19 protein-coding genes are annotated in these 21,730 nt (G+C 70.5%); 11 read left to right on the plus strand and 8 right to left on the minus strand.

The window, feature by feature from the left end:
- Window positions 1-69: 69 nt before the first annotated feature.
- Both CGL27_RS19775 and CGL27_RS19780 read right to left on the minus strand, forming a co-directional pair.
- Entirely contained in the window at window positions 70-645 is a 576-nt protein-coding gene (locus CGL27_RS19775) for an RDD family protein (protein WP_119988982.1), read from the minus strand.
- Window positions 646-815: 170 nt separating this feature from the next.
- A complete protein-coding gene (locus CGL27_RS19780; protein ID WP_119988984.1) occupies window positions 816-2,540 on the minus strand; it encodes an RDD family protein in 1,725 nt (574 codons plus the stop codon).
- Between the two features lie 303 nt (window positions 2,541-2,843).
- Between CGL27_RS19780 and CGL27_RS19785 the strand changes: the two genes are divergently transcribed.
- Both CGL27_RS19785 and CGL27_RS19790 read left to right on the plus strand, forming a co-directional pair.
- The gene (locus tag CGL27_RS19785; RefSeq protein ID WP_119988985.1) at window positions 2,844-3,851 is read left to right on the plus strand and encodes a helix-turn-helix transcriptional regulator; all 1,008 of its coding nucleotides are present in this window, start codon (window positions 2,844-2,846) and stop codon (window positions 3,849-3,851) included.
- 67 nt (window positions 3,852-3,918) lie between these two features.
- Complete coding sequence (locus CGL27_RS19790; RefSeq protein ID WP_119988987.1) at window positions 3,919-4,968, plus strand: NAD(P)-dependent alcohol dehydrogenase; 1,050 nt, start codon at window positions 3,919-3,921, stop codon at window positions 4,966-4,968.
- Between the two features lie 88 nt (window positions 4,969-5,056).
- On the opposite strand, the gene CGL27_RS19795 is transcribed toward CGL27_RS19790, so the two are convergent.
- Window positions 5,057-6,403 carry a hypothetical protein gene (locus CGL27_RS19795; protein ID WP_119988989.1) on the minus strand — a complete coding sequence of 449 codons (1,347 nt, stop codon included), beginning with the start codon at window positions 6,401-6,403 and terminating at the stop codon, window positions 5,057-5,059.
- 213 nt (window positions 6,404-6,616) lie between these two features.
- Between CGL27_RS19795 and CGL27_RS19800 the strand changes: the two genes are divergently transcribed.
- From CGL27_RS19800 to CGL27_RS19815, 4 genes are all read left to right on the plus strand, one after another.
- The gene (locus CGL27_RS19800; protein ID WP_059144482.1) at window positions 6,617-7,048 is read left to right on the plus strand and encodes an ATP-binding protein; all 432 of its coding nucleotides are present in this window, start codon (window positions 6,617-6,619) and stop codon (window positions 7,046-7,048) included.
- A gap of 175 nt (window positions 7,049-7,223) precedes the next feature.
- A complete protein-coding gene (locus CGL27_RS19805) occupies window positions 7,224-7,523 on the plus strand; it encodes a hypothetical protein (protein ID WP_119988990.1) in 300 nt (99 codons plus the stop codon).
- 7 nt (window positions 7,524-7,530) lie between these two features.
- Window positions 7,531-8,421, plus strand: coding sequence for an ATP-grasp ribosomal peptide maturase (tgmB, locus tag CGL27_RS19810; protein WP_240450568.1), 891 nt, complete (start codon window positions 7,531-7,533; stop codon window positions 8,419-8,421).
- Between the two features lie 71 nt (window positions 8,422-8,492).
- Window positions 8,493-9,695, plus strand: a complete 1,203-nt coding sequence (locus CGL27_RS19815; RefSeq protein ID WP_119988992.1) for a methyltransferase domain-containing protein — start codon at window positions 8,493-8,495, stop codon at window positions 9,693-9,695.
- A 166-nt stretch (window positions 9,696-9,861) separates the two neighbouring features.
- Here the strand turns inward: CGL27_RS19815 and CGL27_RS19820 are convergent, their stop codons facing one another.
- The gene (locus CGL27_RS19820; RefSeq protein ID WP_119988994.1) at window positions 9,862-11,229 is read right to left on the minus strand and encodes an FAD-linked oxidase C-terminal domain-containing protein; all 1,368 of its coding nucleotides are present in this window, start codon (window positions 11,227-11,229) and stop codon (window positions 9,862-9,864) included.
- 132 nt (window positions 11,230-11,361) lie between these two features.
- The gene (locus CGL27_RS19825; RefSeq protein ID WP_240450569.1) at window positions 11,362-12,357 is read right to left on the minus strand and encodes a teichoic acid biosynthesis protein C; all 996 of its coding nucleotides are present in this window, start codon (window positions 12,355-12,357) and stop codon (window positions 11,362-11,364) included.
- 719 nt (window positions 12,358-13,076) lie between these two features.
- Here CGL27_RS19825 and CGL27_RS19830 point away from each other — a divergent pair.
- Window positions 13,077-14,618, plus strand: a complete 1,542-nt coding sequence (locus tag CGL27_RS19830) for a DHA2 family efflux MFS transporter permease subunit (protein ID WP_119988999.1) — start codon at window positions 13,077-13,079, stop codon at window positions 14,616-14,618.
- A 579-nt stretch (window positions 14,619-15,197) separates the two neighbouring features.
- On the opposite strand, the gene hppD is transcribed toward CGL27_RS19830, so the two are convergent.
- Window positions 15,198-16,346 carry a 4-hydroxyphenylpyruvate dioxygenase gene (gene hppD, locus CGL27_RS19840; RefSeq protein ID WP_119989003.1) on the minus strand — a complete coding sequence of 383 codons (1,149 nt, stop codon included), beginning with the start codon at window positions 16,344-16,346 and terminating at the stop codon, window positions 15,198-15,200.
- 158 nt (window positions 16,347-16,504) lie between these two features.
- On the opposite strand from hppD, the gene CGL27_RS19845 reads away from it, so the two are divergent.
- From CGL27_RS19845 to CGL27_RS19860, 4 genes are all read left to right on the plus strand, one after another.
- On the plus strand, window positions 16,505-16,972 hold the full coding sequence (locus tag CGL27_RS19845; RefSeq protein WP_078641724.1) for an Lrp/AsnC family transcriptional regulator: 468 nt from the start codon (window positions 16,505-16,507) through the stop codon (window positions 16,970-16,972).
- Window positions 16,973-17,067: 95 nt separating this feature from the next.
- Entirely contained in the window at window positions 17,068-17,664 is a 597-nt protein-coding gene (locus tag CGL27_RS19850) for a helix-turn-helix domain-containing protein (RefSeq protein ID WP_240450570.1), read from the plus strand.
- Window positions 17,665-17,685: 21 nt separating this feature from the next.
- Window positions 17,686-17,916: a hypothetical protein gene (locus CGL27_RS19855; RefSeq protein WP_119989007.1), complete on the plus strand. Its 231-nt coding sequence runs from the start codon at window positions 17,686-17,688 to the stop codon at window positions 17,914-17,916.
- Between the two features lie 61 nt (window positions 17,917-17,977).
- On the plus strand, window positions 17,978-19,342 hold the full coding sequence (locus CGL27_RS19860; RefSeq protein WP_119989009.1) for an MFS transporter: 1,365 nt from the start codon (window positions 17,978-17,980) through the stop codon (window positions 19,340-19,342).
- On the opposite strand, the gene CGL27_RS19865 is transcribed toward CGL27_RS19860, so the two are convergent.
- A complete protein-coding gene (locus CGL27_RS19865) occupies window positions 19,281-20,066 on the minus strand; it encodes a S16 family serine protease (RefSeq protein WP_119989011.1) in 786 nt (261 codons plus the stop codon). The genes CGL27_RS19860 and CGL27_RS19865 overlap by 62 nt on opposite strands.
- A 766-nt stretch (window positions 20,067-20,832) precedes the next feature.
- On the minus strand, window positions 20,833-21,474 hold the full coding sequence (locus tag CGL27_RS19870; protein WP_059144494.1) for a helix-turn-helix domain-containing protein: 642 nt from the start codon (window positions 21,472-21,474) through the stop codon (window positions 20,833-20,835).
- Window positions 21,475-21,730: the final 256 nt, after the last annotated feature.

The following is a 21,730-nucleotide window of genomic DNA, read 5'->3' on the forward strand; positions in this document are numbered from 1 at the left end:
CTGGTGGACCGGAAGCTCAGGGTGGCACCTCTGGGGCTCGGGGGCTCAGGGGCTCAGGGGCTCAGGGGCTCAGGGCACGGCCGAGACCACGAGGGTCTTGGCCGCCTTGTCGTGCAGGCACTGCCGGTAGGGCCGGTCCCAGGTGCACCACAACACATTGATCAGCCAGAAGAGGAAGCCACAGCAGGGCACGATCTCGGGCAGGGCGTAGACCCCGGCGCGCACCCAGCCCGCCTGACCGGCCGGCGGCTGGCCGTTCTCCAGCAGGGCGACCCGGATCTTCATCGCCTTCTTGCCGACGGTCTGGCCGTCCCGGGTCAGCATCAGCCCCTCGTAGACGAAGTAGATCAGGACGTAGATCAGCGTGACGATGGTCGAACGGGCGCTGCCGTCGACCGGGTCGTAGCCGCCGGCGATCGCGCTCAGGACGAGCCCGACCGGGATGCCGATGAGCAGCGCGTCGATGATCCGGGCGATCAGACGGCGGCCGAGGTGCGCGAGCGGGGGCATCCCGGCGTACGGCTCGGCCCCGGCGGTGTGATCCCCGTACGGGGATCCGTTCGCCCGCGGATATTTGGCGAACGGATCGCTGCTGTCCTGATCCCGGGGCTCATCGGGCCCGGGGGGCGGCTGGTCGGTGCTCATGGCCCGAGTCGACCCCGGAGCCGGGCCTGTCGCATCCGGCGCGCACCGTTCGGGCGACCGGGATCGCCCATCCGCCTCAGCGGGGGCGGGCGGGGCGGAGGCCCAGTGGTCGGGAAGGGAGCGGCGGCGCCCACCCGGCCGCGGCCGTGCTCAGTCGGCCGCGGCCGTGCTCAGTCGGCCGCCGCGATGAAGGTGCGGGCCGCCTTGTCGTGCCAGCACTGCCGCCACGGGCGGTCGAACAGGCACCACAGCACGTTCAGCACACCGATGACGAGCACCCCCAGCACCGAGTAGACCAGCCAGCGGCGCAGCGCGGCGCCGAAGGACGGGGTGTCGTGCCCCTCGATGTCCAGCACCCGCACCCCGCTCAGCTTCTTGCCCAGCGTGCGGCCCCATTTGGCGGTCGGCAGCGTCTCCAGGACGACGCCGAGGACGAGCAGCAGACCGAGGACGATGCCGAGATAGCCGCCGGTCGTGCCGTCCAGGAAGTAGACCGTGACGGTCTCACCGCTCTGCTTGGCCGTCTCGACCTTCTCGTCGATGTGGTCGCTCGCCTTGCCCCACAGCGGAAACGCGACGGCGCCGACGACGCCGAACAGCACGACCGTGTCGATCAGCCGGGCGGCGAGGCGGCGGCCGAGCGGGGCGGGCCGGCCCTGGGCCTGGGCGGCCAGCAGGAAGGGGTTGTCGACGGGCGGCTTCCAGGGGATGACGCTCTCGGGCGCACCCGGCGGGGCGCCATGCGGTGCGGCCTGCGGGGCGCCCTGCGCCGGGCCGGGCTGCTGGGCGAACTGGTGCCCCTGCTGCTGCCAGGCCGGGCCGCCGCCCTGGGCGGGGATACCGCCGAAGGGCTGCTGGGGCTGCTGGGGCGGGTACGGCTGCGGCGGCTGCTGAGGCTGGTGTGTCTGTGGAGGCTGCTGGGGCTGGTGCGGGGCCCGGGCCGGGGGCGGCGCTTCGGCGCCCTTGCGCGAGCCGCCACGGCCGATCGCCCGGATCGCCATCGTCCCGTCGTCGCGGCCGGACGCCGAGTTCCGGCCCTGGCCCTGCCCCTGCCCCTGGACCTGTCCCTGCCCCTGGCCCGTCGTGGGTGCCGCTCCGTCGCCGCGCCCCACCGCACGGATCGTCATCGTCCCGTCGCTCACCGGAGCGGGCGTCTCCCCGTCGTCCGCCGAGGGCAGCTCCGGGGCCCGGCGCACCGGCGGCAGGGCCTGCGTCGAGCGGTCGACCGTCCCGCCGCTGCCGCCCGCGCGCATGGTCAACGTGCCCTCATCGCGTCCGGCACCCTCGCCCGGGCCCGCCCGCCTCGGGTCGGGCACCCCGGGCCACTGCCCGCCATCGGCCTGCCCACCACCGGCCCGGTCGTCGCCAAGGGCGTCCGTCTCCGAGCCCCAGGAGACCCGGTGGTCCTGCTCGCCGCCGAATCCGCCCTGCCGGGACGCGTCCGCCTGCCAGGCCGACCCGGCATCGGGGCGGGTGCCGTACAGCCGCTGAGGATCGTTCCAGTCGACGGACGCCGGGACCCCGCCGGGCGGCACCGGCCGCGCCCCCATGCCATCGGCCGCCGTCTCGGGCGGCCCGCCCGCGCCCCGGAGGTCCATCTCGGCGCTCCGGCGCAGCTCGGGCAGTGCGCTGCCGGTCTCCTCCGCGGGCCGCGGGGCCGGCTCCTCGTCCAGGAACATCGGGCCCGTCTCGTCCGGCGCCGGGCTGATCACCTGGGTATGGGTGACGCCGGGCGGCGGCGCGGGCATGGCCTCGCCCGCGGCCGGGGCGGGACGACTGGTGCCGGGCACCCAGGCGGCACCGTTCCAGTAACGGATGTAGCCGGGGATGGACGGATCAGGATAAAAGCCAGGAATGGAGCTGCCGTCCGCGGATCCTGAGGTAGGGGCGCTCATGATCTCCGATGTCCCATATCTGCTCGGCCGTGCTGTACTGCGCTGCGCCTTTACGGTGCCTCGCGGTGAGGGGGGCGTAAGCAGTTTGCCGTACAGGAGCCGCTGTGCAACCCGGAACGCGCGCTGTCATGGTCTATCAGACCGGCCCGCCGACGGCGCCCACAGCTCCTCGCCACCACTCTCCCGTGCGAGCGCCACGAAGCGTTACGAGCGGCGACGGCCCGCCTGGCACCGCCCGGCCTAGGTTCAACAGACCTACTCTGACACGCTCGGATGGCACTTCCGTTGCCAATACTGGAACCCATGGACCGCAATACCGAGCTCAGTGAGTTCCTGCGGAGCCGCAGGGCTCGCCTGAGCCCTGGGGACGCGGGCGTGAGCGTGACCAACGACAGCCCCCGTCGAGTGCCGGGGCTGCGCCGCGAGGAGCTGGCGCAGCTGGCCGGGGTGAGCACGGACTACTACACGCGTCTGGAACAGGGCCGCCACCTCAATGTGTCGGAGACGGTGCTGGACGCCGTGGCCCGTGCGCTGCAGCTCGACGACACCGAGCGCGCGTACCTCTTCGAGCTGACCCGGCCGCGCCCCCGGCGCACGGTGCGCCGCCGGCCGCCCCGCCCCCAGCGGGTGCGGCCCGGGGTGCATGCGCTGCTGCGGACGCTGGACGGGATCTCACCGGCCTTCGTCCTCGGCCGCAGGGGCGATGTCCTGGCCTCCAACCGGCTGGCCCGGGCGCTGATCATCGACTTCGAGGCGCTCCCGTACCACGAGCGCAACATGGCCCGTTTCATGTTCCTCGACGAGGCGGCCCGTTCCCTGTGGCCGGACTGGGAGACGGTCGCGGCGGAGATGGTGGCCTCACTCCGGCTGGAGGCCGGGCGCCATCCCGAGGACCCCCGGCTGACGGAGCTGGTGGGCGAGCTCACCATCAAGAGCCCGGACTTCCGCAAGTGGTGGGCGGACCACAACGTGCGGGAGAAGACCCACGGCGTCAAGCGCTACCACCATCCGGTGGTCGGGGACATGACGTTGTCCTATGAGAACGTGGCCATTCCCGGCGATCCCGACCAGGCGCTGTGCATGTACACGGTCGAGCCCGGCTCTCCCTCCGAGGCGGCCCTGCGGCTGCTGGCGAGCTGGACCGCGCCTCCTTCCGCCCGTTCCTCCGCGCCCTCTTCCGATGCGCGTCCTTCGGGGGACCGTCCTCCGACGTTTCCCCCTGATCTCACCGACCCCCCTTTTCGCACCAATCCCTCCCTTCGCACCAATCTCCCTTTCACGCCATTTGCACCATCCGCACTATTCGCCTGACCACCCCCATGCCTGCCACCCCCCACATTCATCGCATTCCCCTCATTTCCTCCAGGGAGACAGCACTATGACCACCAGCGTCACCGCCTACGCAGCCCCCGCTCCGAAGGCCCCGCTGGAAAGGACCACCGTCGAGCGCCGCGCACTGCGCGAGCACGACATCCTCATCGAGATCGCCTACGCCGGCATCTGCCACTCCGACATCCACCAGGCCCGCGAGGAATGGGGCTCCGCCCAGTTCCCGATGGTGCCCGGCCATGAGATCGCCGGTGTGGTCGCCGAGGTCGGCCCCGGTGTGACCAAGTACGCCGTGGGCGACCGGGTCGGCGTGGGCTGCTTCGTCGACTCCTGCCGCGAGTGCGCGAACTGCCTCGCAGGCGAGGAGCAGTTCTGCCTCAAGGGCGAGGTGGCCACGTACAACGGCAACGAGTACGACGGCGCCCCCACCTACGGCGGCTACAGCACCCACATCGTGGTGGACGAGAACTACGCCCTGCGCATCCCCGAGGGGATTTCGCTGGACATCGCCGCCCCGCTGCTGTGCGCCGGGATCACCCTCTACTCCCCGCTCGCCCACTGGAACGCCGGTCCCGGTAAGAAGGTCGCCATCGTCGGCCTGGGCGGCCTCGGCCACATGGGCGTGAAGATCGCCCATGCGATGGGCGCCGAGGTGACCGTGCTGAGCCAGACGCTCCGTAAGAAGGACGACGGGCTGCGGCTGGGCGCCGACCACTTCTACGCCACCGGTGACGACTCCACCTTCACCGAGCTGGCCGGCACCTTCGACCTGATCGTCAACACGACCTCGGCGAACCTCCCGCTGGACAGCTACCTGTCGCTGCTGAAGGTCGACGGCACGCTGGTGCACGTGGGCGCGCCGGAGAACCCCAGCGCCTTCGCCCAGTTCTCGCTGATCATGGGCCGCAAGTCGATGGCCGGGTCGAAGATCGGCAGCATCCGGGAGACGCAGGAGATGCTGGACTTCTGCGCCGAGCACGGGCTCGGCGCGGAGATCGAGCTGATCAACGGCGACCAGATCAACGAAGCGTACGAGCGCGTCGTGAGCAGCGATGTGCGGTACCGCTTCGTGATCGACATCGCCTCCCTGAAGGCGTGATCGGCCGCCAAGGCCTGATCAGCCACTGAGACGAGGCCGTCCGGACCACCCCCGGGTCCGGGCGGCCTCTCCGTCTCAGATCTTTACTTCAAGCTGCCTTCAGATGGGCGACTTCGCGCGCCCGTTCGGCGACGCTGCGCACAACCGGCAGCGATGCATACGGCTTGAGGCCGGTGCGCAGGTTCCGCAGGTGCTCATCCCCCCGCGCAGAGCTGATCATCTGGTGCTCGTCGAGGAACTCGTTCCAGGTGGCACAAGCTGCCTCGACATGCCGCATGGCCATCTGCCGTTGAGCGATCACCCCAAGGCAGTGCACTCGCCCCTGACGTTCTTGGAGGCTGCGGGCGGCGTTGGAGCGGCGCAGGGCCTTGATGCTGCCCGGCCCGTCCTTGAGTGACCACCTGACGTGCGCCTCGTGGAAGTGGAAGGCGGCTTCGTCGTACCCACCCACGGCATCCCGCCGGTTGTCCGCCTGAGCCAGGGCGGCCTCCGTCTCACGCAAGCGCGTCACAGCGGTGTTCCGGTCGCCGGTCATCGCCGCCGCAGCGGCCTGCTGTCCACGCAGGAACGCCACCAGACGCGGCCCAGATGCGGGTGCGGCCTCCGCTGCTGCGTCCGCAAGTTCCAACGCCTTTGGCCCGTAGCCGAGGTGGGACGCCTGCAAAGACATGCCTCGCAGGGTCCGGCAGTAGGTGACGTGGTCCTCGCCCCTCGCCGCGAGATCGAGCGCGCGCAGGTAGTACTTCTGCCCAAGCCCTTGCTTCATCTCGTACATCGCCATCCAGCCCGTGAGGTACACGAAGTCCGAGACGGCCGCGAGCATGGCCTTGCGCACCTTGTCCGAGGCGTCAGCGCGCAGGTAGGTGCCGATGGTGTTGGTGATGAACGCCGCCGCCATCGGCCGAGCGTGACCAGCTCCGATCTCGTCCAGGATCTCGGCGACCTTGTCCGTCATCTTGGTCACGGTCTCAACGTCGCTCATACCGATACGAAGAAGGCTCCCCGCGCTGGTGTCCTTCACGCGCTGGTCAGATTCCCCGGCTAACTCGTCGTATGTGGGGACCACCAGCGTGGCCGCGTACATAGCCGCGGTCAGCACGCTGCGGCGGGACGGGTCCATATCTGCTCGGCTCAGCGCCATCACTCCCGAAACAACATCGCGCTCTTCGGCCGGATCGTCCCCCCAGCCGACTTCGGCGGACGTTACCGGCCGCCCGGCGAGTCGGGAGAGCGCTTCGAGGATCGCGGGCCGTGCCTGCGGCTTCGGCGTACTGCCGGCGAGCCACTGCGACACGCTCGACTTGTCGTAATGCAGCGTGACCCCGAGTTCTTTTCCGACGGCGTTTGTGCGTCGCGCAAGCTGCGCGTTTCCGATCCCCTCCATCTGCATCAGGCCCGCGAGAGCCCTATTCGGCGTGCGCAGTCGTCGTGCCATCCCAACCCCCGAGCTGTGTTCAACCAGTTCAACCGTGCCTTCACTCTGCTCCCTTACCCCGATGCACGCACTGGAGTTGAGTGATTACCGGCCGTTCGGTGATCGAGATCGGGCGGCCGGTTGACGGTCGCACCGGTTTCTTCACCCTCAACCCCCAAGAAGGACCGGCGCGGTTTTTCCCCCGCCCCCCTGACCAAGGCGTGATCCATAACGATGACGGCAAGCAGAGCCCGCGCGACGGGATGCCAGGGCTACAGCGAGACCCACCCGCGCACAAAAGAGACGGCGTCCGTGGCGCGCGGCCTGGTCCGCACGGCGTGCGCCGCGTGGGGCCTCGGCGACGAGACGGCGGAAGCCGCCGCGCTAGCGATGTCCGAACTCGTCACCAACGCCGTGAACCACGCCCGGGGGCACAGCCTGCGCGTGATCGTGGACCGCCCGGCGAATGACCGGCTGTACCTGGCGATCGTGGACATGGACCCGTCCCGGGTGCCGATGCTGCGCACCCCCGGAGGCGACGACACCGACGGGCGGGGCCTGATCCTGGTCGACGTTCTTGCCGACCGGTGGGGCTACGACCTGTTGGGCCCCGCGCGGCGGCCGAACCGTAAGCGTTGCTGGGCCGAAATGAAGGCGGCCCCGTGATGCTGCTCGACGGCTTGGACGAAGCGGTGAAGGAGGCTACCCGGCCGCAGCGTCGGCACAGCTCCGCCTCGTGCCTTGCCCGTGCCCGCCTCCGGGAACGGGGCGATTCGCACCGCACGACCACCGAGGCCACGCCGTCGGGGCGCGGCCGACCTGTCACAGGAAGGAATGCGGAATGACCACCGCCACCGCTGATGTGAGGGAAGCCTTCCCGCTCGCGCCCGAGGGTGGGCGCATCCCGTACAGCAGCGCACCGCCGAGCGGACCGGACACGCGCCCATGGATTCTCCGTTTCGCCCGCGTTCCCGACGCCACGCAGGCGATCGTGAAGCCGCCGGCCGTCTACGACAACGAGTTACAGATGTCCCGGGGCTTGTACGACGGCCCGCTCCCCTACATGCAAACCCACAACCCCACGGTTCCCGACGGCAACGTGAAGAACCCCCCGCCGCTCGACGAGGGCGCGAAGGACTGATGCCCTCATGTCCACCGTTCTCGTGATCGCAGCGCGCGACGACTGGCCGACCGACCGCGTCGTCAAGGCACTCACAGACGGTGGAGCGGAGGTGTTCCGCATGGACACCGCCGAGTTCCCGCAAGAGGTCACCCTCGCCGGGCGTATCGACGCTCGACGAGGGTGGTCCGGCGGACTCACCACCGCTCACCGCGCCGTCGACCTCGCCGATGTCTCCGCCGTCTACTACCGCGCCCCCAACCCGTTCAGCCTGCCCGCGACCATGTCGGAACCCGAGCACCGGTTCGCCGCCGCGCAGGCCCGCGCCGGACTCGGCGGCATCATGACCGCCCTCGACTGCCGATGGGTCTCCCACCCCGCCGCCATGTCCCGCGCCGAGTACAAGCCGCTTCAGCTCGCCACCGCTCGATCCTGCGGCTTGACCGTTCCGCCCACGCTCATCACCAACAGCCCCGATGCCGTCCGCGCGTTCGTCGGCGACGTAACCGGTCCGATCGTCTGCAAGCCGGTGGCCACGCCTGTGTTCATCGAAGACGACCAGTTCAAGGCCGTGTACACCCGTCGTGTCACCGAGGACGACCTCGCCGACCTGCGCGGCATCGACACCACCGCGCATCTGTTCCAAGCGTGGGTCGACAAGGCGTACGAGGTGCGGCTCACGGTCGTCGGCGACCGGCTCTTCGCCGCCGAAGTCCACGCGGGCAGCGACGCCGCGCATACGGACTGGCGCAGCGATTACCGCTCGCTCACGTACCGGATCGGCACAGCCCCACCCAACGTCGTCGAGGGTGTACGACGCTACATGGATCGCCTTGACCTCCGGTTCGCCGCCTTCGACTTCGTCGTCAGCCCCGACGGCGTGTGGACTTACCTGGAAGCGAATCCGTGCGGGCAGTAGGACTGGATCGAGCACGCAACCGGCCTGCCCATCGCCCAGGCCATCGCCGACGAACTGCAAGGAGTCTCCCGATGAACGCCCCAGCCCTCGACCAGGCCCGCCCCTACATGGCGGCCCTCGCCGACGAACTCACTCAAGTCGGCGCCATCCGCACCCGCCCATGGGCCGAAGCGTTCGCCAATGTCCCCCGCCACGTGTTCGTCCCCCAGTGGTTCGAGCAGGAGACCAACGAAAAGGGCATCACCGTCTGGCGCGAGCACCGCGCCACCACCGCCGAGGACGCCCTCGCCGCCGTCTACCGGGACCAGACACTCGTGACCGCCCTCGACCCGGCCACCGCCGAGCAGGGCGACGAGACGGCATGGACCGGCGTCCCGACCTCGTCCAGCACTCTGCCAAGCCTCATGGCCGGCATGCTCGAAGACCTCAACGCCGAAGATGGACACCGGATTCTCGAAATCGGCACCGGCACCGGCTACAACGCCGCCCTATTGTGCGCACGCCTCGGGGAACACCTCGTGCACTCCGTCGACGTCGACCCCGCCCTCGTCGAGGCCGCACAGCAGCGCCTCACCGACGCCGGATGCACCCCCCAAGTCATCGCGGGCGACGGTACGCGGGGCTACCCCACCGGGGACACGTTCGACCGGATCATCGCCACCTGTTCCGTGCCCGCCATCCCCCAAGCGTGGATCGACCAGAGCAAGCCCGGAACCATCCTGGTCGCCGATGTCGCCCTCGGCATCGAGGGCGGCCTCGTCCGCCTCGCCATCGACGAGCAACAGCGCGCCCTCGGCCACTTCACCACCACCGCCGGCCGCTTCATGGCAGCCCGCACCGACGCACGCACCTACGCCCCGCCCCCGCGACCTGAACGGGCACCGGAAGCAGAGACCCGACCCACGGTGGTCACCGCCGAGAACATCCGCGGTCACTACCCCTTCCGCCTGTTGCTCGCCTTCCACCTGCCCGAGGCGGAATTCGTCTACCACCTCGACGACACCACAGGCACCATGGCCATCCAGATTCAGCAGCCCGACGGGTCTTGGGCCCGCGCACCCCTGACCGGCGACAACACCGGCACCGTCAGCTACGGCGGCGACGCCGGACTCTGGGAGCAGGCCGAGTCGGCTTGGCGTTGGTGGAACGACGCCGGCCGCCCGTCGCAGGACCGGTTCGGGTACGCCCGTGAAGCGGACGGAAGCGCTTACGTCTGGCACATCCCCGACGGAACCCGATGGAGCCTCCCTCACTCCACAGCTGGACGCGCATGAAAGACACCGCTTGGGGCACCGTCGCCCGACTCGTCGAGCGGCTCGACGCAGCGAGCGCTGCCGCGCCCGAGGTCGCCCGCCTGCTGCGTGTACTCAAGATCAGTGAAGAGGCGGGCGAGGTCGCGCGGAGGGCTTGCCCCGAGGCGGGGACTTGCCAGGGCCGCCGTCAAAAGAGCTTGCCGGGGTTGAGCAGGCCCAGCGGATCGAAGACCTGCTTGATCCCTTGCTGCAACTCCACCCCCACCGGGCCCAGTTCCCGCGCCAGCCACTCCCGTTTGAGGACGCCGACGCCGTGCTCACCGGTGATGGTGCCGCCGAGCTCAAGACCCAGCGCCATGATCTCGTCGAACGACTCCCGGGCCCGCCGGGACTCGTCGGGGTCCGCCGGGTCGAAGCACACCGTCGGATGGGTGTTGCCGTCCCCGGCGTGGGCCACGACGCCGATCGTGAGGGCGTGTTTCTCGGCGATGGCGGCCGTGCCGTCGATCATCTCGGCGAGCCGGGAGCGGGGCACACAGACGTCGTCGATCATGGTGACGCCCTTGACCGCCTCCAGTGCCGGAAGCGTCATCCGGCGGGCCTGGAGCAGCATGTCGGACTCGGCGGCGTCCTCGGCCGGGACCACCTCCGTCGCACCGGCCGCCGTGCACAGCTCGGCGACGGCGGCGAGGTCGGGGGCCGGGTCCGGGGTGTCGAACGCTGCCATCAGCAGGGCTTCGGTGGACTCCGGGAGGCCCATGTTCCCCATCGCGTTGACCGCGCGGACGCTCGTCCGGTCCATCAGCTCCAGCAGCGAGGGGGCGTGGCCGCGCTCCATGATCCGGCAGATGGCGTCGCAGGCGGACGCGGTGGAGGGGAACTCGGCGGCCAGGACGAGCTGTTCCAGCGGGGCGGGCTTGAGGGCGAGGACCGCGCCGACGACGATGCCGAGGCTGCCCTCGGAGCCGACGAACAGCCGGGTCAGGTCGTAGCCCGCGACGCCCTTGGCGGTGCGGCGGCCGGTCTTCAGCAGCCGCCCGTCGGCGAGGACGACATCGAGCCCGAGGACGTATTCGGCGGTGACGCCGTACTTCACACAGCACAGCCCGCCGGACGCGGTGCCGATGTTGCCGCCGATCGTGCACTGCTCCCAGCTGGAGGGGTCCGGCGGATAGTAGAGGCCCTTCTCCATGACGGCCCGGGACAGGGTCGCGTTGATGACGCCCGGTTCGACGACCGCGATCCGGTCGACCGGATTGATCTCCAGGATCCGGTCCATCTTGACCAGGGACAGCACGATGCAGCCCTCGGACGCGTTGGCCGCGCCCGACAGGCCGGTGCGCGCGCCCTGGGGCACGACCGGGACGCGCAGCGCGGTGGCGGTGCGGCAGACGTGCTGCACCTGCTCGACCGTGCGCGGGAGGACGACGACGGCGGGCGCGCCCGCCTCGCAGAAGCTCGCCATGTCGTGTGCGTAGGCCCCGGTCACATCCGGGTCGGTCAGCACGGCCTCCTCGGGGAGGCCCTCCCGCAGCAGCTCGATGAGGTCCGTCATGCGTCCAGCCTCGCACCCGGGAAGCGCGCGGGGAAGATCGCGGCAGCGGACGGGGTACCGCGAAATTGCCGCCAGGAGGGCCCCGGGACAGGCGGCGAGGAGAGCCGCCAGGAGGGCCGCGCCTCGCGGGCTCTACTGCGCCTTGTAGTAGACGCTGACCTTACGGTCTCCGGCGGCGCCCGAGGCGAAGCCCATGCACAGCCGTCGGGGGCTGGAAAGCTGGACGGCCAGGCCCTCCGGCTCGCGGTAGCTCAGCGAGTAGGCGGCCTCGGTGCGGGCGCGCTGAACGAGTTCGCCGGTGCGCAGATCGATGCAGGAGACGTAGGTGTTGCCGTGGCCGGAGGGCGGGTTGGCGCCGTCCTCGTCGGTGTAGGCGGTGCCGGTCATCTGGTACGCGTAGTCGCCGAGGACCGTGAAGCCCTGGAAGACCTCGCCGTCCTCGACGCCGGTCTGGGGTATGTCGTCGTACACGGCGGTGTAGTCGCCCGCGCTGACCCCGGAGAGGCTCATCAGCCGGTAGCGGGCCTCGCCACCGAGGCGGTAGCGCAGCAGCAGCCGGCGGTTGAGCATGTCGACGGCGGGCTGGTTGCTGGCGGAGCCCGCCACCGGGCAGTGCTTGACCAGCGAGGACGAACCGGACGACAGCACGGTGCCATCGGCGAACTTGAAGCGGCTGATGGCGCGGCCGTAGCCGGAGTCGGGGTTGGCGTCCGACTCGGTCCACAGGTACGCGGCGGAGCCGACCGGCTCACAGCCCATCGCGACGCCGTGCCCGAATCCCTTGAGGTACATGGAGCCCAGCTCCGCTCCGGCGAGGGACAGCTTGGTGACGCACAGATCGCCGTGGGCGGCGCGGTCCGCGCCGGAGACGGGGGCGGATTCCCCGCTGAGCTGGATACCGCCCTGCATCAGCTGGACGGTGTAGAGGTGGCCGCCCACGTCGTCGACAGCGAAGGACTGCAGCACGGTGGCGTTGTGCGGGGTCTTCTCGCGGATCAGCGGGGTGGAGGGCACCGACAGATCGAACCGGCCCCCCGCCACGGTGGCGGCCCCCGCGCGGGCGGCGAAGGCACCGAGCGCCCCGGCCGCGGCCACGCCCCCGCCGAGGGTGAACCTACGCCTGGTCAAACGACCCGCAGTGTACTTTTCCGTGTGCATTGATACTCAACAACTCCCATGCGATCACGCCGTGTTGGAGTGAACAGATCGCCGAGAGTGTAGACGGTGAGAAAGCGCTCCCGTTCAGGCGTTCGCATTTTCTGATACCGGCGGCACAACCGCACAGCTCAGTAGCGCCGAACGCCGACGAGACGAGGATGCGGCCCGGGCGGCCCCTCGCGCGGTCCCGCATCGCCGCCCGGCACGAGGAGATCACCCGCCCGCGAAGCTCTCAGCCCGACGTGGCCACGAGGCTCGTCAGCTCGCGGCAAGGAGATCGGCCACCCGGCCACGGACCCGGTTTCGATCTCCTTTCCAAAAGGCGGGATCCAGAATTTGGAGGATACCGAAGTCAGTGAGCGCTTGATTTATTTCTCAAGCTGTGAGCACAGCCTTTCAAGGATCGATCCCTGTGTTCACATTCTGATCCGCGTTGTCAAGCGCGATCAGGAACACATCTCACATCCCGATCTCGTTTCTTCGCCCGTGCCGTGCGGGTGTTAAGGTTCTTGCTCGTCCCGAGTTCAGTTCGCATGCTGTATCGGTGTGCCGTTCTCGGATTGCATGACCGACGCCTCCCCTCTCTCCGATGGGGGTTCGTCCTGGCCTTTCCCTCGAAACGAAGTGCGGCTTCTCTGTCTGCCGCTCGCTCGCCCGGGGAATTCTCCTGTCCTTTTTTGGAGCTTGCAATGTCTGCTGGCAGTACGGTCACCCCCGCGCCCTCGCGGGGGGACACCAACACGTCGGAGATCTCGGCAGGAGGAGGCCGTCATCTAGGGCTCGCCCTCGTCGTGATCGCGGCCGCCCAGCTGATGGTGGTCCTCGACGCCACGATCACCAATATCGCCCTGCCCGCCATCCAGACCGACCTGGGCGTGTCCGACGCGAACCTGGCGTGGATCGTCAATTCCTACGCCCTGGCCTTCGGTGGCCTGCTGCTGCTCGGCGGCAAGGCCGGCGACCTGTTCGGCCGCCGGCGGATGTTCCAAGCGGGCATCATCGTCTTCACCCTCGCCTCGCTGCTGGGCGGACTCGCCCCGAACGAGGGGCTGTTGATCGGCGCCCGCATCCTGCAGGGTGTCGGCGCCGCGCTCGCCGCGCCCAGCGCCCTGGCCCTGATCACCACCACGTTCCCCGCGGGCAAGCCGCGCAACACCGCGATGGGTGTGTACGCGGCGATGGGCGGTGTCGGCGCCACGGTCGGCCTGCTGCTCGGCGGCACGCTGACCGACGTACTCGACTGGCGCTGGGTGTTCTTCGTCAACATCCCCATCGGCCTGGCCGTACTGGCCGGCACCCGCACCCTGGTCGAGGCCGACCGGCACCCCGGCCGCCTCGACGTGCCCGGCGCCGTCACCGGCACCGGCGGCCTGATCTCCCTCGTCTACGGCATCACACGCGGCGGCGAACACGGCTGGACAGGCGGTCTCACCCTGGCCTCCTTCGCGGCCTCCGCCGTACTGCTCGCCGCCTTCCTGTTCCTCCAGGCCCGGACCGCGGACCCGATGATGCCGCTGCGCCTGTTCAAGGACCGCAACCGCTCAGGCAGTTACGCCACGATGCTGTTCATCGGCTCCGGCATGTTCGCCACCTTCTACTTCCTCACCCTCTACATGCAGCTCATCCTGGGCTACAGCCCGGTCAGGACCGGCTTCGCCTACCTCCCCTTCAGCTTCGGCATGGCCGCCGCCGCGGGTATCAGCTCCAAGCTGGTCGCCCACCACGCGCCCCGGCTGATCGCCGGTCCCGGTCTGCTGGTCGCGGCCGGCGGCATGTTCTGGTTCGCCACCCTGGAGCCGGACTCCTCCTACACGGCCCACCTCCTGCCCGCGATGTTCGTGACCGCCCTCGGCCTGGGCATGAGCTTCGTCCCGATGACGCTCGGCGCGGTCAGCGGGGTCGACCACCAGGACACGGGGGTCGCCTCCGCGCTGCTCAACACCGCCCAACAGATCGGCGGCGCCCTCGGCCTCGCCGTCCTCTCGACGATCTCCACGTCGGCCGCCGACGACAAGCTCCCCGAGGCGGCCGCCGGCCTCTACCGGGGCCTGTCCACCAAGGACTTCGCCCTGGTCGCCCGGGCCGGCGACGCGGTGACCCACGGCTACACCATGGCCTTCGTGGCCGCCGGCGCGATGTTCCTGGCGGGCCTGGCCGTCACCGCGTTCGCCGTCAACGCCGGCAGGCAGCACCACACCGAGGGCGGCGCGGCCCCGGTGCACATGGGCTGACCCCGAACCCCGCGAACGGCGTGAGAGCCGCCACCCGCCCCGGTGAGCGGCGGCTCTCACGGCCCCCTGGAGGAGACCATGACGACGCGCGCAGAACAGCCGGATCGGACCTCTTGATAAACGTGGCTGGAATGCGCACTCAGAGAGGGTTCGAAGATAACGATTCAGCAATGCACCGGGGCGCATACGCGCTAGGGTTCGTATTGGAAAATGTCGTCCGTTGCCTTGCCTTCCGTCGCGCGATCCACGAACTGACCTGTCCCTTGCGTCAGCCCGTGCGCCGGTTTTGGTAGTGCGGGTCTCGCTCTGTCTCCTGTGAAAGCGGGAAACCACTTTGAGCAATCCCCCCACTCCCGAACACGAGATTCCACTCCGGTGACCGGTCGACCTGGCGCATCGGTGTGCTGCACGCCCCGGAGGACCGCGGCGGCTCGGCGTACGTGCACGCCAAGCTGCACGTGGCCTCCTCCCGATGCGGGCGCGGTCGAGGCCCAACGAATCCACCGCGACCGTCCGCTCGCGGCCGGGCGTACCAGGAGCCGGGCGGGCCGACGGGCCGCGGCCCGCCCCGCGTGACGGTCAGAGGTTGCCGCGCTTCTCCTGCTCGCGCTCGATCGCCTCGAAGAGGGCCTTGAAGTTGCCCTTGCCGAAGCCCATCGAGCCATGCCGCTCGATCAGCTCGAAGAAGACGGTCGGCCGGTCCTGGACCGGCTTGGTGAAGATCTGCAGCAGATAGCCGTCCTCGTCGCGGTCGGCGAGGATCTTCAGCTCGTGGAGGGTCTCCACCGGGACGCGGGTGTCGCCGACCCACTCCCCCAGGGTTTCGTAGTACGAGTCCGGGGTGTCCAGGAACCGCACCCCGGCCGCACGCATCGCCCGCACCGTGGCGACGATGTCGTTGGTGGCGAGCGCGATGTGCTGGACGCCGGGGCCGCCGTAGAACTCCAGATACTCGTCGATCTGCGACTTCTTCTTGCCGACCGCGGGCTCGTTGAGCGGGAACTTCACCTTGCGGGTGCCGTCCGCCACGACCTTCGACATCAGCGCGGAGTACTCGGTGGCGATGTCGTCGCCCACGAACTCCTTCATGTTGGTGAAGCCCATGACGTTGTTGTAGAAGCCGACCCACTCGTCCATCCGGCCGAGCTCCACATTGCCGACGCAGTGGTCGATGGCCTGGAAGTTCCGCCGCGCGGGCGGGTCGACGATCGGCTCGGCCTCCGCGAAGCCGGGCAGGTACGGGCCGTCGTAGCCGGTGCGCTCGACGAGGGTGTGGCGGGTGTCGCCGTAGGTGCGGATGGAAGCCACCACCACCGTGCCGTGCTCGTCCTTCAGCTCATGCGGCTCATCGATCCCGGAGGCGCCGTGCTCGACGGCGTACGCGTACGCGGCGCGCGCGTCCGGCACCTCCACCGCGAGGTCGATCACACCGTCGCCATGCTCGGCGACATGCTCGGCCAGGAAGCGGCCCCAGGCGCTCGCCGGTTTGATGACGGAGGTGAACACGAAGCGGGCGCCGCCCGAGACGAGGACGTAACTGGCCGTCTCCCGGCTGCCGTTCTCCGGACCGGAGTAGGCGACGAGCTTCATGCCGAAGGCGGTGGCGTAGTAGTGCGCGGCCTGCTTCGCGTTGCCGACCGCGAAGACGACCGCGTCCATCCCCTTCACGGGGAACGGGTCGGCGTGCCGTGCGTCCCCCTGCTGCAGCATCTCTGTCGTCTCAGTCATACTTCGCAGCGTCCTCCCATGGCTCAAGGTGCGCAACACTTCGCGAGAACGCTGGTCAGTGTGTATAGCCAGAGCGGTCTGCCATAGAGCATCCTGTACAGGGTGACTACCGTCACAGAGAACGTCACAAGGGCCACGGAGACCTCAAGGGGGACCGCATGGGGATCGACGGGCTCGACGCCCGCCTGATCGAGCTGCTCGCCGAGGAACCGCGGATAGGCGTGCTGGAGGCGTCACGCCGCCTCGGTGTCGCCCGCGGCACGGCGCAGGCGCGGCTGGACCGGCTGCGGGCGCAGGGGGTGATCCGCGGCTTCGGCCCCGATGTGGACCCGGCGGCGCTCGGCTATCCGGTCACCGCGTTCGCGACGCTGGAGATCAAGCAGGGGCAGGGGCAGGACGTACGGGCCCATCTGGCGACCGTTCCGGAGATGCTGGAGCTGCACACCACCACGGGCCACGGGGACATGCTCTGCCGGTTGGTGGCCCGCTCCAACGCCGACCTTCAGCGGGTGATCGACCTGGTGGTGGGGTTCGAGGGGATCGTCCGGGCCTCGACGGCGATCGTGATGGAGAACGCGGTTCCGCTGCGGATCATCCCGCTGGTGCGGCAGGCGGCGCTGGACTGAGGACTGGGGCCCGCGGCGGCCCCTGAAACGGATCCAAAGACTCTGTTGCAAAGAAAGTGTTGCAACTGAGTCTTTGCATGCTTACGCTGCCGCGCATGGCACAGAACGAAGAGCCTGCGCCCGACGACGTCCGGGTGCTCGACCCCCGCTCCCTGCGCGGGCTCGCGCATCCGCTGCGGATACGTCTGCTCGGGGCGCTGCGCGAGTACGGACCGGCCACCGCGTCCCAACTGGCCGACAGATTGGGCGAGTCCAGCGGCGCCACGAGCTACCATCTGCGGCAGCTGGCCACCCACGGCTTCGTCAAGGACGATCCGGAGCGGGGCAAGGGGCGGGAGCGGTGGTGGAAGGCGGCGCAGCGGGGCGTGCGGGTGGGTACCGACAGGTTTCTGACCAGCCCCGACCCGGCCGTACGCGGAGCAATGAACACCCTGCTTCACGAGTGGGCCACCATCCACGGCCAGGACCTGTCCACCTGGTTCAGCACCATGCACGACTGGCCCTCAGCATGGCGCGGCGCTTCGGACATGAGCGACTTCGCCATGCGTCTCACGCCCGAACTCGCCAGCGAAATGCGCGACAAGGTGCACGAAGTGATCGAGAGCTACCGCGAGAAGGAGGTGGACCGGGACACCGAGGGCTCCGCCCCGTACCGCGTCCATCTGCATGCCTTCCCGCGCGAAGAGGACTGACCGATCCCTGGGGGGAACGACATGTACGGCGACGAGATCCATCTGTGGCTCCACCGAATACGCGCCGAGCGTCTCCAGCATGAGGCCCACGAGGCGCCCCAGTCCCACCGCCGGACCCGCCCCGCCCGAACCCGCCCCGCCCGTGCCCGGGCGCTGCGCACCCGGCTCGGCTGGACGCTGGTGGAGGTCGGGCTGCGGCTGGCCACCCCACGGCTGCCGCAATCCGGTCTGACCGCGCGGTTCGACCACTGACATGACCGACGACACAGGAGACAGAGAGCGCCGGGGAAACAGCGGTGGCCGAAGACCGCTCATGCTCGTCCTCGCCGCCAACACCGTTTCCATAGCGGGCAATTCGCTCACGCTGATCGCCGTCCCGTGGTTCGTCCTGGAGACCACGGGCAGCGCGGCCAAGGCCGGGTTCGTGTCCTTCTGCGCGACCCTGCCGGTGGTCGTCTCCGCCGTGATCGGCGGGCCGGTCATCGACCGGGTCGGCCGCAGGCGGGTCTCCATCGCCTCCGACGCGCTGTGCGGGGTGGCCGTCGCCACGATTCCGGTGCTGCACTTCGCCGGGCTGCTGCGGTTCTGGCAGTTATGCGCGCTGATGGCGTTCTGCGGACTGCTCCACGCACCGGGCGAGACCGCCCGCCAAGTGCTCGTCCCCGCGCTGGCCGAACGGGCGGGCACCACCCTCAGCCGCGCCGCCAGCTTCTACGACGGGGCCTCGCGCGGGGCCCGGATGCTGGGCGCGGCGGTCGGGGGGCTGCTGATCGCGCTGCTCGGCCCGCCCTCCGTACTGCTGCTGGACGCGGCGACGTTCGCGGCCTCCGCGCTGCTGATCATGGCGGGGCTGCGCGGACTGCCCGCCGCCGCGCCGCGCAGGCCCGTCGTGCCGGTGTCCGCCCGCGCCTACCGCGCGGAGCTGCGCGAGGGGTACCGCTTTCTGCTGCACCATCGGCTGCTGCTGGCCATCGTGCTGATGGTCATGGTCACCAATGGCCTCGACCAGGGCCTGTCGTCCGTACTGCTGCCCGTCCACGCCGAGCGGCACCTGGGCGGTTCGGTGCAACTGGGGCTGCTCACGGCGCTGTTCGGCGGCGGTGCGCTGGTGGGGGCGCTGCTCTACGGGGCGGTGGGCGACCGCTTTTCGCGCCGGACCGTCTTCGCGGTGAGCTTCCTGGTGTGCGGGCTGCCGCGCTTCCTGATCGCCGCGTTCGTCCCCGGTGTGTCCCCGCTCGCCGTGACGATGGCGGCCAGCGGAGTCGCGGCGGGAATGCTCAACCCGATCCTGACCACGGTGACCTACGAGGCCGTCCCCGATGAGCTGCGCAGCCGGGTCTCGGGCGCGCTCACCGCGGGGGTGTGGGTGGTGATGCCGCTCGGCGGGCTCGCTGCCGGATGTCTGGTGGAGGGCGTGGGGCTGACCGCCGCCTTCCTGGTGACGGGCGGGGTCTACTTCCTGGCCACGCTCAGCCCGCTGGTCTTCCCGGCCTGGCGCGGGATGGACGAGGGGGCGGCCGTTGGCCAGGGGGCGGCGGGGGACAAGGGGACGACGGGGGACGAGAGGACGGCGGTGGACCAGAAGGCGGCGGTGGACCAGAGGACCGCGGCACCGCTCAGCAGTGCGGGACCGCGCCGCCCGACCGCAGCGCCCGCAGAGCCGTCACGGCACCCTTGAGGGTGGTGACGGGGATCAGCCGCAGCCCCTTGGGCAGTTCGGCGGTGGCATCGGCGCATTCGGCCTTCGGCACCAGGAAGACCGTGGCGCCGTCCCGCTTGGCGGCCCGCGTCTTCAGCGGAACCCCGCCCACGGCCCCGACCTTGCCCTTGGCGTCGATGGTGCCGGTGCCCGCGATCGTCCGGCCACCGGTGAGATCGCCACCGCGGCCGTCCCCGTCCAGCTTGTCGATCACGCCGAGGGAGAAGAGCAGCCCGGCGCTCGGTCCGCCGACGTCGGCCAGGCGCAGGGTGACCTTGACGTCGCGCGGGGAGCGGTGGAGATAGCCGAGCGCGGCGCTGGTGGCCGAGGACTGTGACTCCCGCATCTCCTCGGCGTTGTGCCGCTCGATCTCCTTGGTGGTGCCGCCGACGTAGACCGAGTCATGCGGCATGACCGCGCGATCGGTGGCGAACCAGCCGCTGATCACGTCCTTCAGCCGCACGGTGGCGTCCGGGCCGGTGGCCAGGATCGTCGTCATCCTGAGCTGCCCGCTGGTCTTGCGGGTGCCGCTCCCCGAGACGCTGATCACCTGCTTGCCACGGTCGGCGCCGAGGACGTTCACGGTCGAACCGGGCTGGGCCACGGTGAACGGCAGCGGGGCGAACGCGGCCACCGCGAGCAGGGCGAGCACGGGCGCGGAGCAGAGCGCGAGGACGCGGGCGCGGGGGGAGACGGCAGGCATAGTGCGAATCTAGTTGACCGCCGGGACGGACGAGGCGCCACCCCGACCCCCAAAGCCCTGACGGGCGGCGAACACGAGCCCTGGGCGGGCGGCGGACGCGAGCCCTGGGCGGGCAGCGAACGCGAGCCCTGGGCGGGCGGCGGACGCGAGCCCTGGGCGGGCAGCGAACGCGAGCCCTGGGCGGGCAGCGAACGCGAGCCCTGGGCGGGCAGCGAACGCGAGCCCTGGGCGGGCAGCGAACGCGAGCCCTGGGCGGGCGGCGGAGACGGACGGCTTGGCGAGCGGCGGGCGCGGACGGCTTGGCTCAGCTCGTGGCGCCCGGCCGACGCGGGCAGGCGCGCGGCGTCCGACCAAGGGCGCCGGGCTCACGGCTCCCGGCCGCATGGCGCGGCGGCCATGCCGACGCGCGCGGGCGGGGCGGGCCCAGTGGGGCCGCCACTGTCACGCCCAACACGGGTCCAGCGCCGCCGCCGGGCCCGGGCCACCGTGCGACAGCGGTCGCACCTTCGCGGCGGCGCTCATCCGCGCCGCCGCTTCATCGGCCGCACCCCGCAGGGCGCGGCGCTGCCGCACGCCGCGTGTCGTCAGATGGGGGGCACCCTGCTACGCGCCATGCCCGGGCCACGGCGCCGCAGCGCGTTGTCCCGCGCCGGGGCCGCGGACCGGCGTGCCGCGCGGTTACGGCGTACCGCCGGGTTACGGCGCACCGCGTCCATCGAGGCCGCCGCCACGGCGTGCTGTTCCGCGCCGAGGCCGCGCCGGGCACTCAGCTCAGGGCGTCCGAGACCTCTCGGGCCGCGTCGACGACCCGCGGGCCGACCCGGTCCGGTACCGAGTCGCAGAGCATGACGACCCCGACGCTGCCCTCTATCCCCGTCACCCCGATGAGCGGGGCGGCCGCGCCGCTCGCGCCCGCCTCCAGTTCGCCGTGGGTGAGGGCGTACCCGGGGTCGTCGGGGCGGCCGGCGCGGGCGGCGAGGATGGCGCGCCCGGCGGCGCCCCGGTCGAGCGGATGCCGGAATCCGGCCCGGTAGGCCACGTGGTAGTCGGTCCAGGTCGGCTCGACGACCGCGACGGCGAGGGCCTCGGTGCCGTCGACCAGGGTGAGGTGAGCGGTCGCGCCGACGTCCTCGGCGAGGGAGCGCAGCGCGGGCAGCGCCGCCTCCCGTACGAGCGGATGCACCTGGCGGCCGAGCTGCAGCACCCCCAGCCCGACGCGCGCCCGTCCGCCGATGTCCCGGCGGACGAGGGAGTGCTGCTCAAGGGTGGCCAGCAGCCGGTAGACCACGGTGCGATTGACGCCGAGCTTGTTGGACAGCTCGGTCACGGTCAGCCCGTGGTCGGTGTCGGCGAGCAGTTTGAGGACGCGCAGTCCCCGATCGAGCGTCTGAGAGGTCTCCGCGGTCACGACGCCCCCTCCTCGGTGATGAGCGGCGGCTCTTCGTGCGGTGCCCCGTCGGTCCCGACGACGGCGCGCGAAGAGGCCGCCGGTCGCGGTGGTCACGCACCGGCTGCGCTCCGCGGCGGCGCTGCCACGGGGCGTGTGCGTGACCGAACGCTAGCGAGCCGGTCCGCTTTGCGGAAGGGTTTGTCCAGAATCCGAGCAGAGCTGCCAAAGCGAACGACATGGGAGCACCCGGAATCGACCCGGTTCGTCCGGATAA

This window comes from Streptomyces sp. 11-1-2, assembly GCF_003595545.1.
Taxonomy (GTDB): Bacteria; Actinomycetota; Actinomycetes; order Streptomycetales; family Streptomycetaceae; genus Streptomyces; species Streptomyces hygroscopicus_B.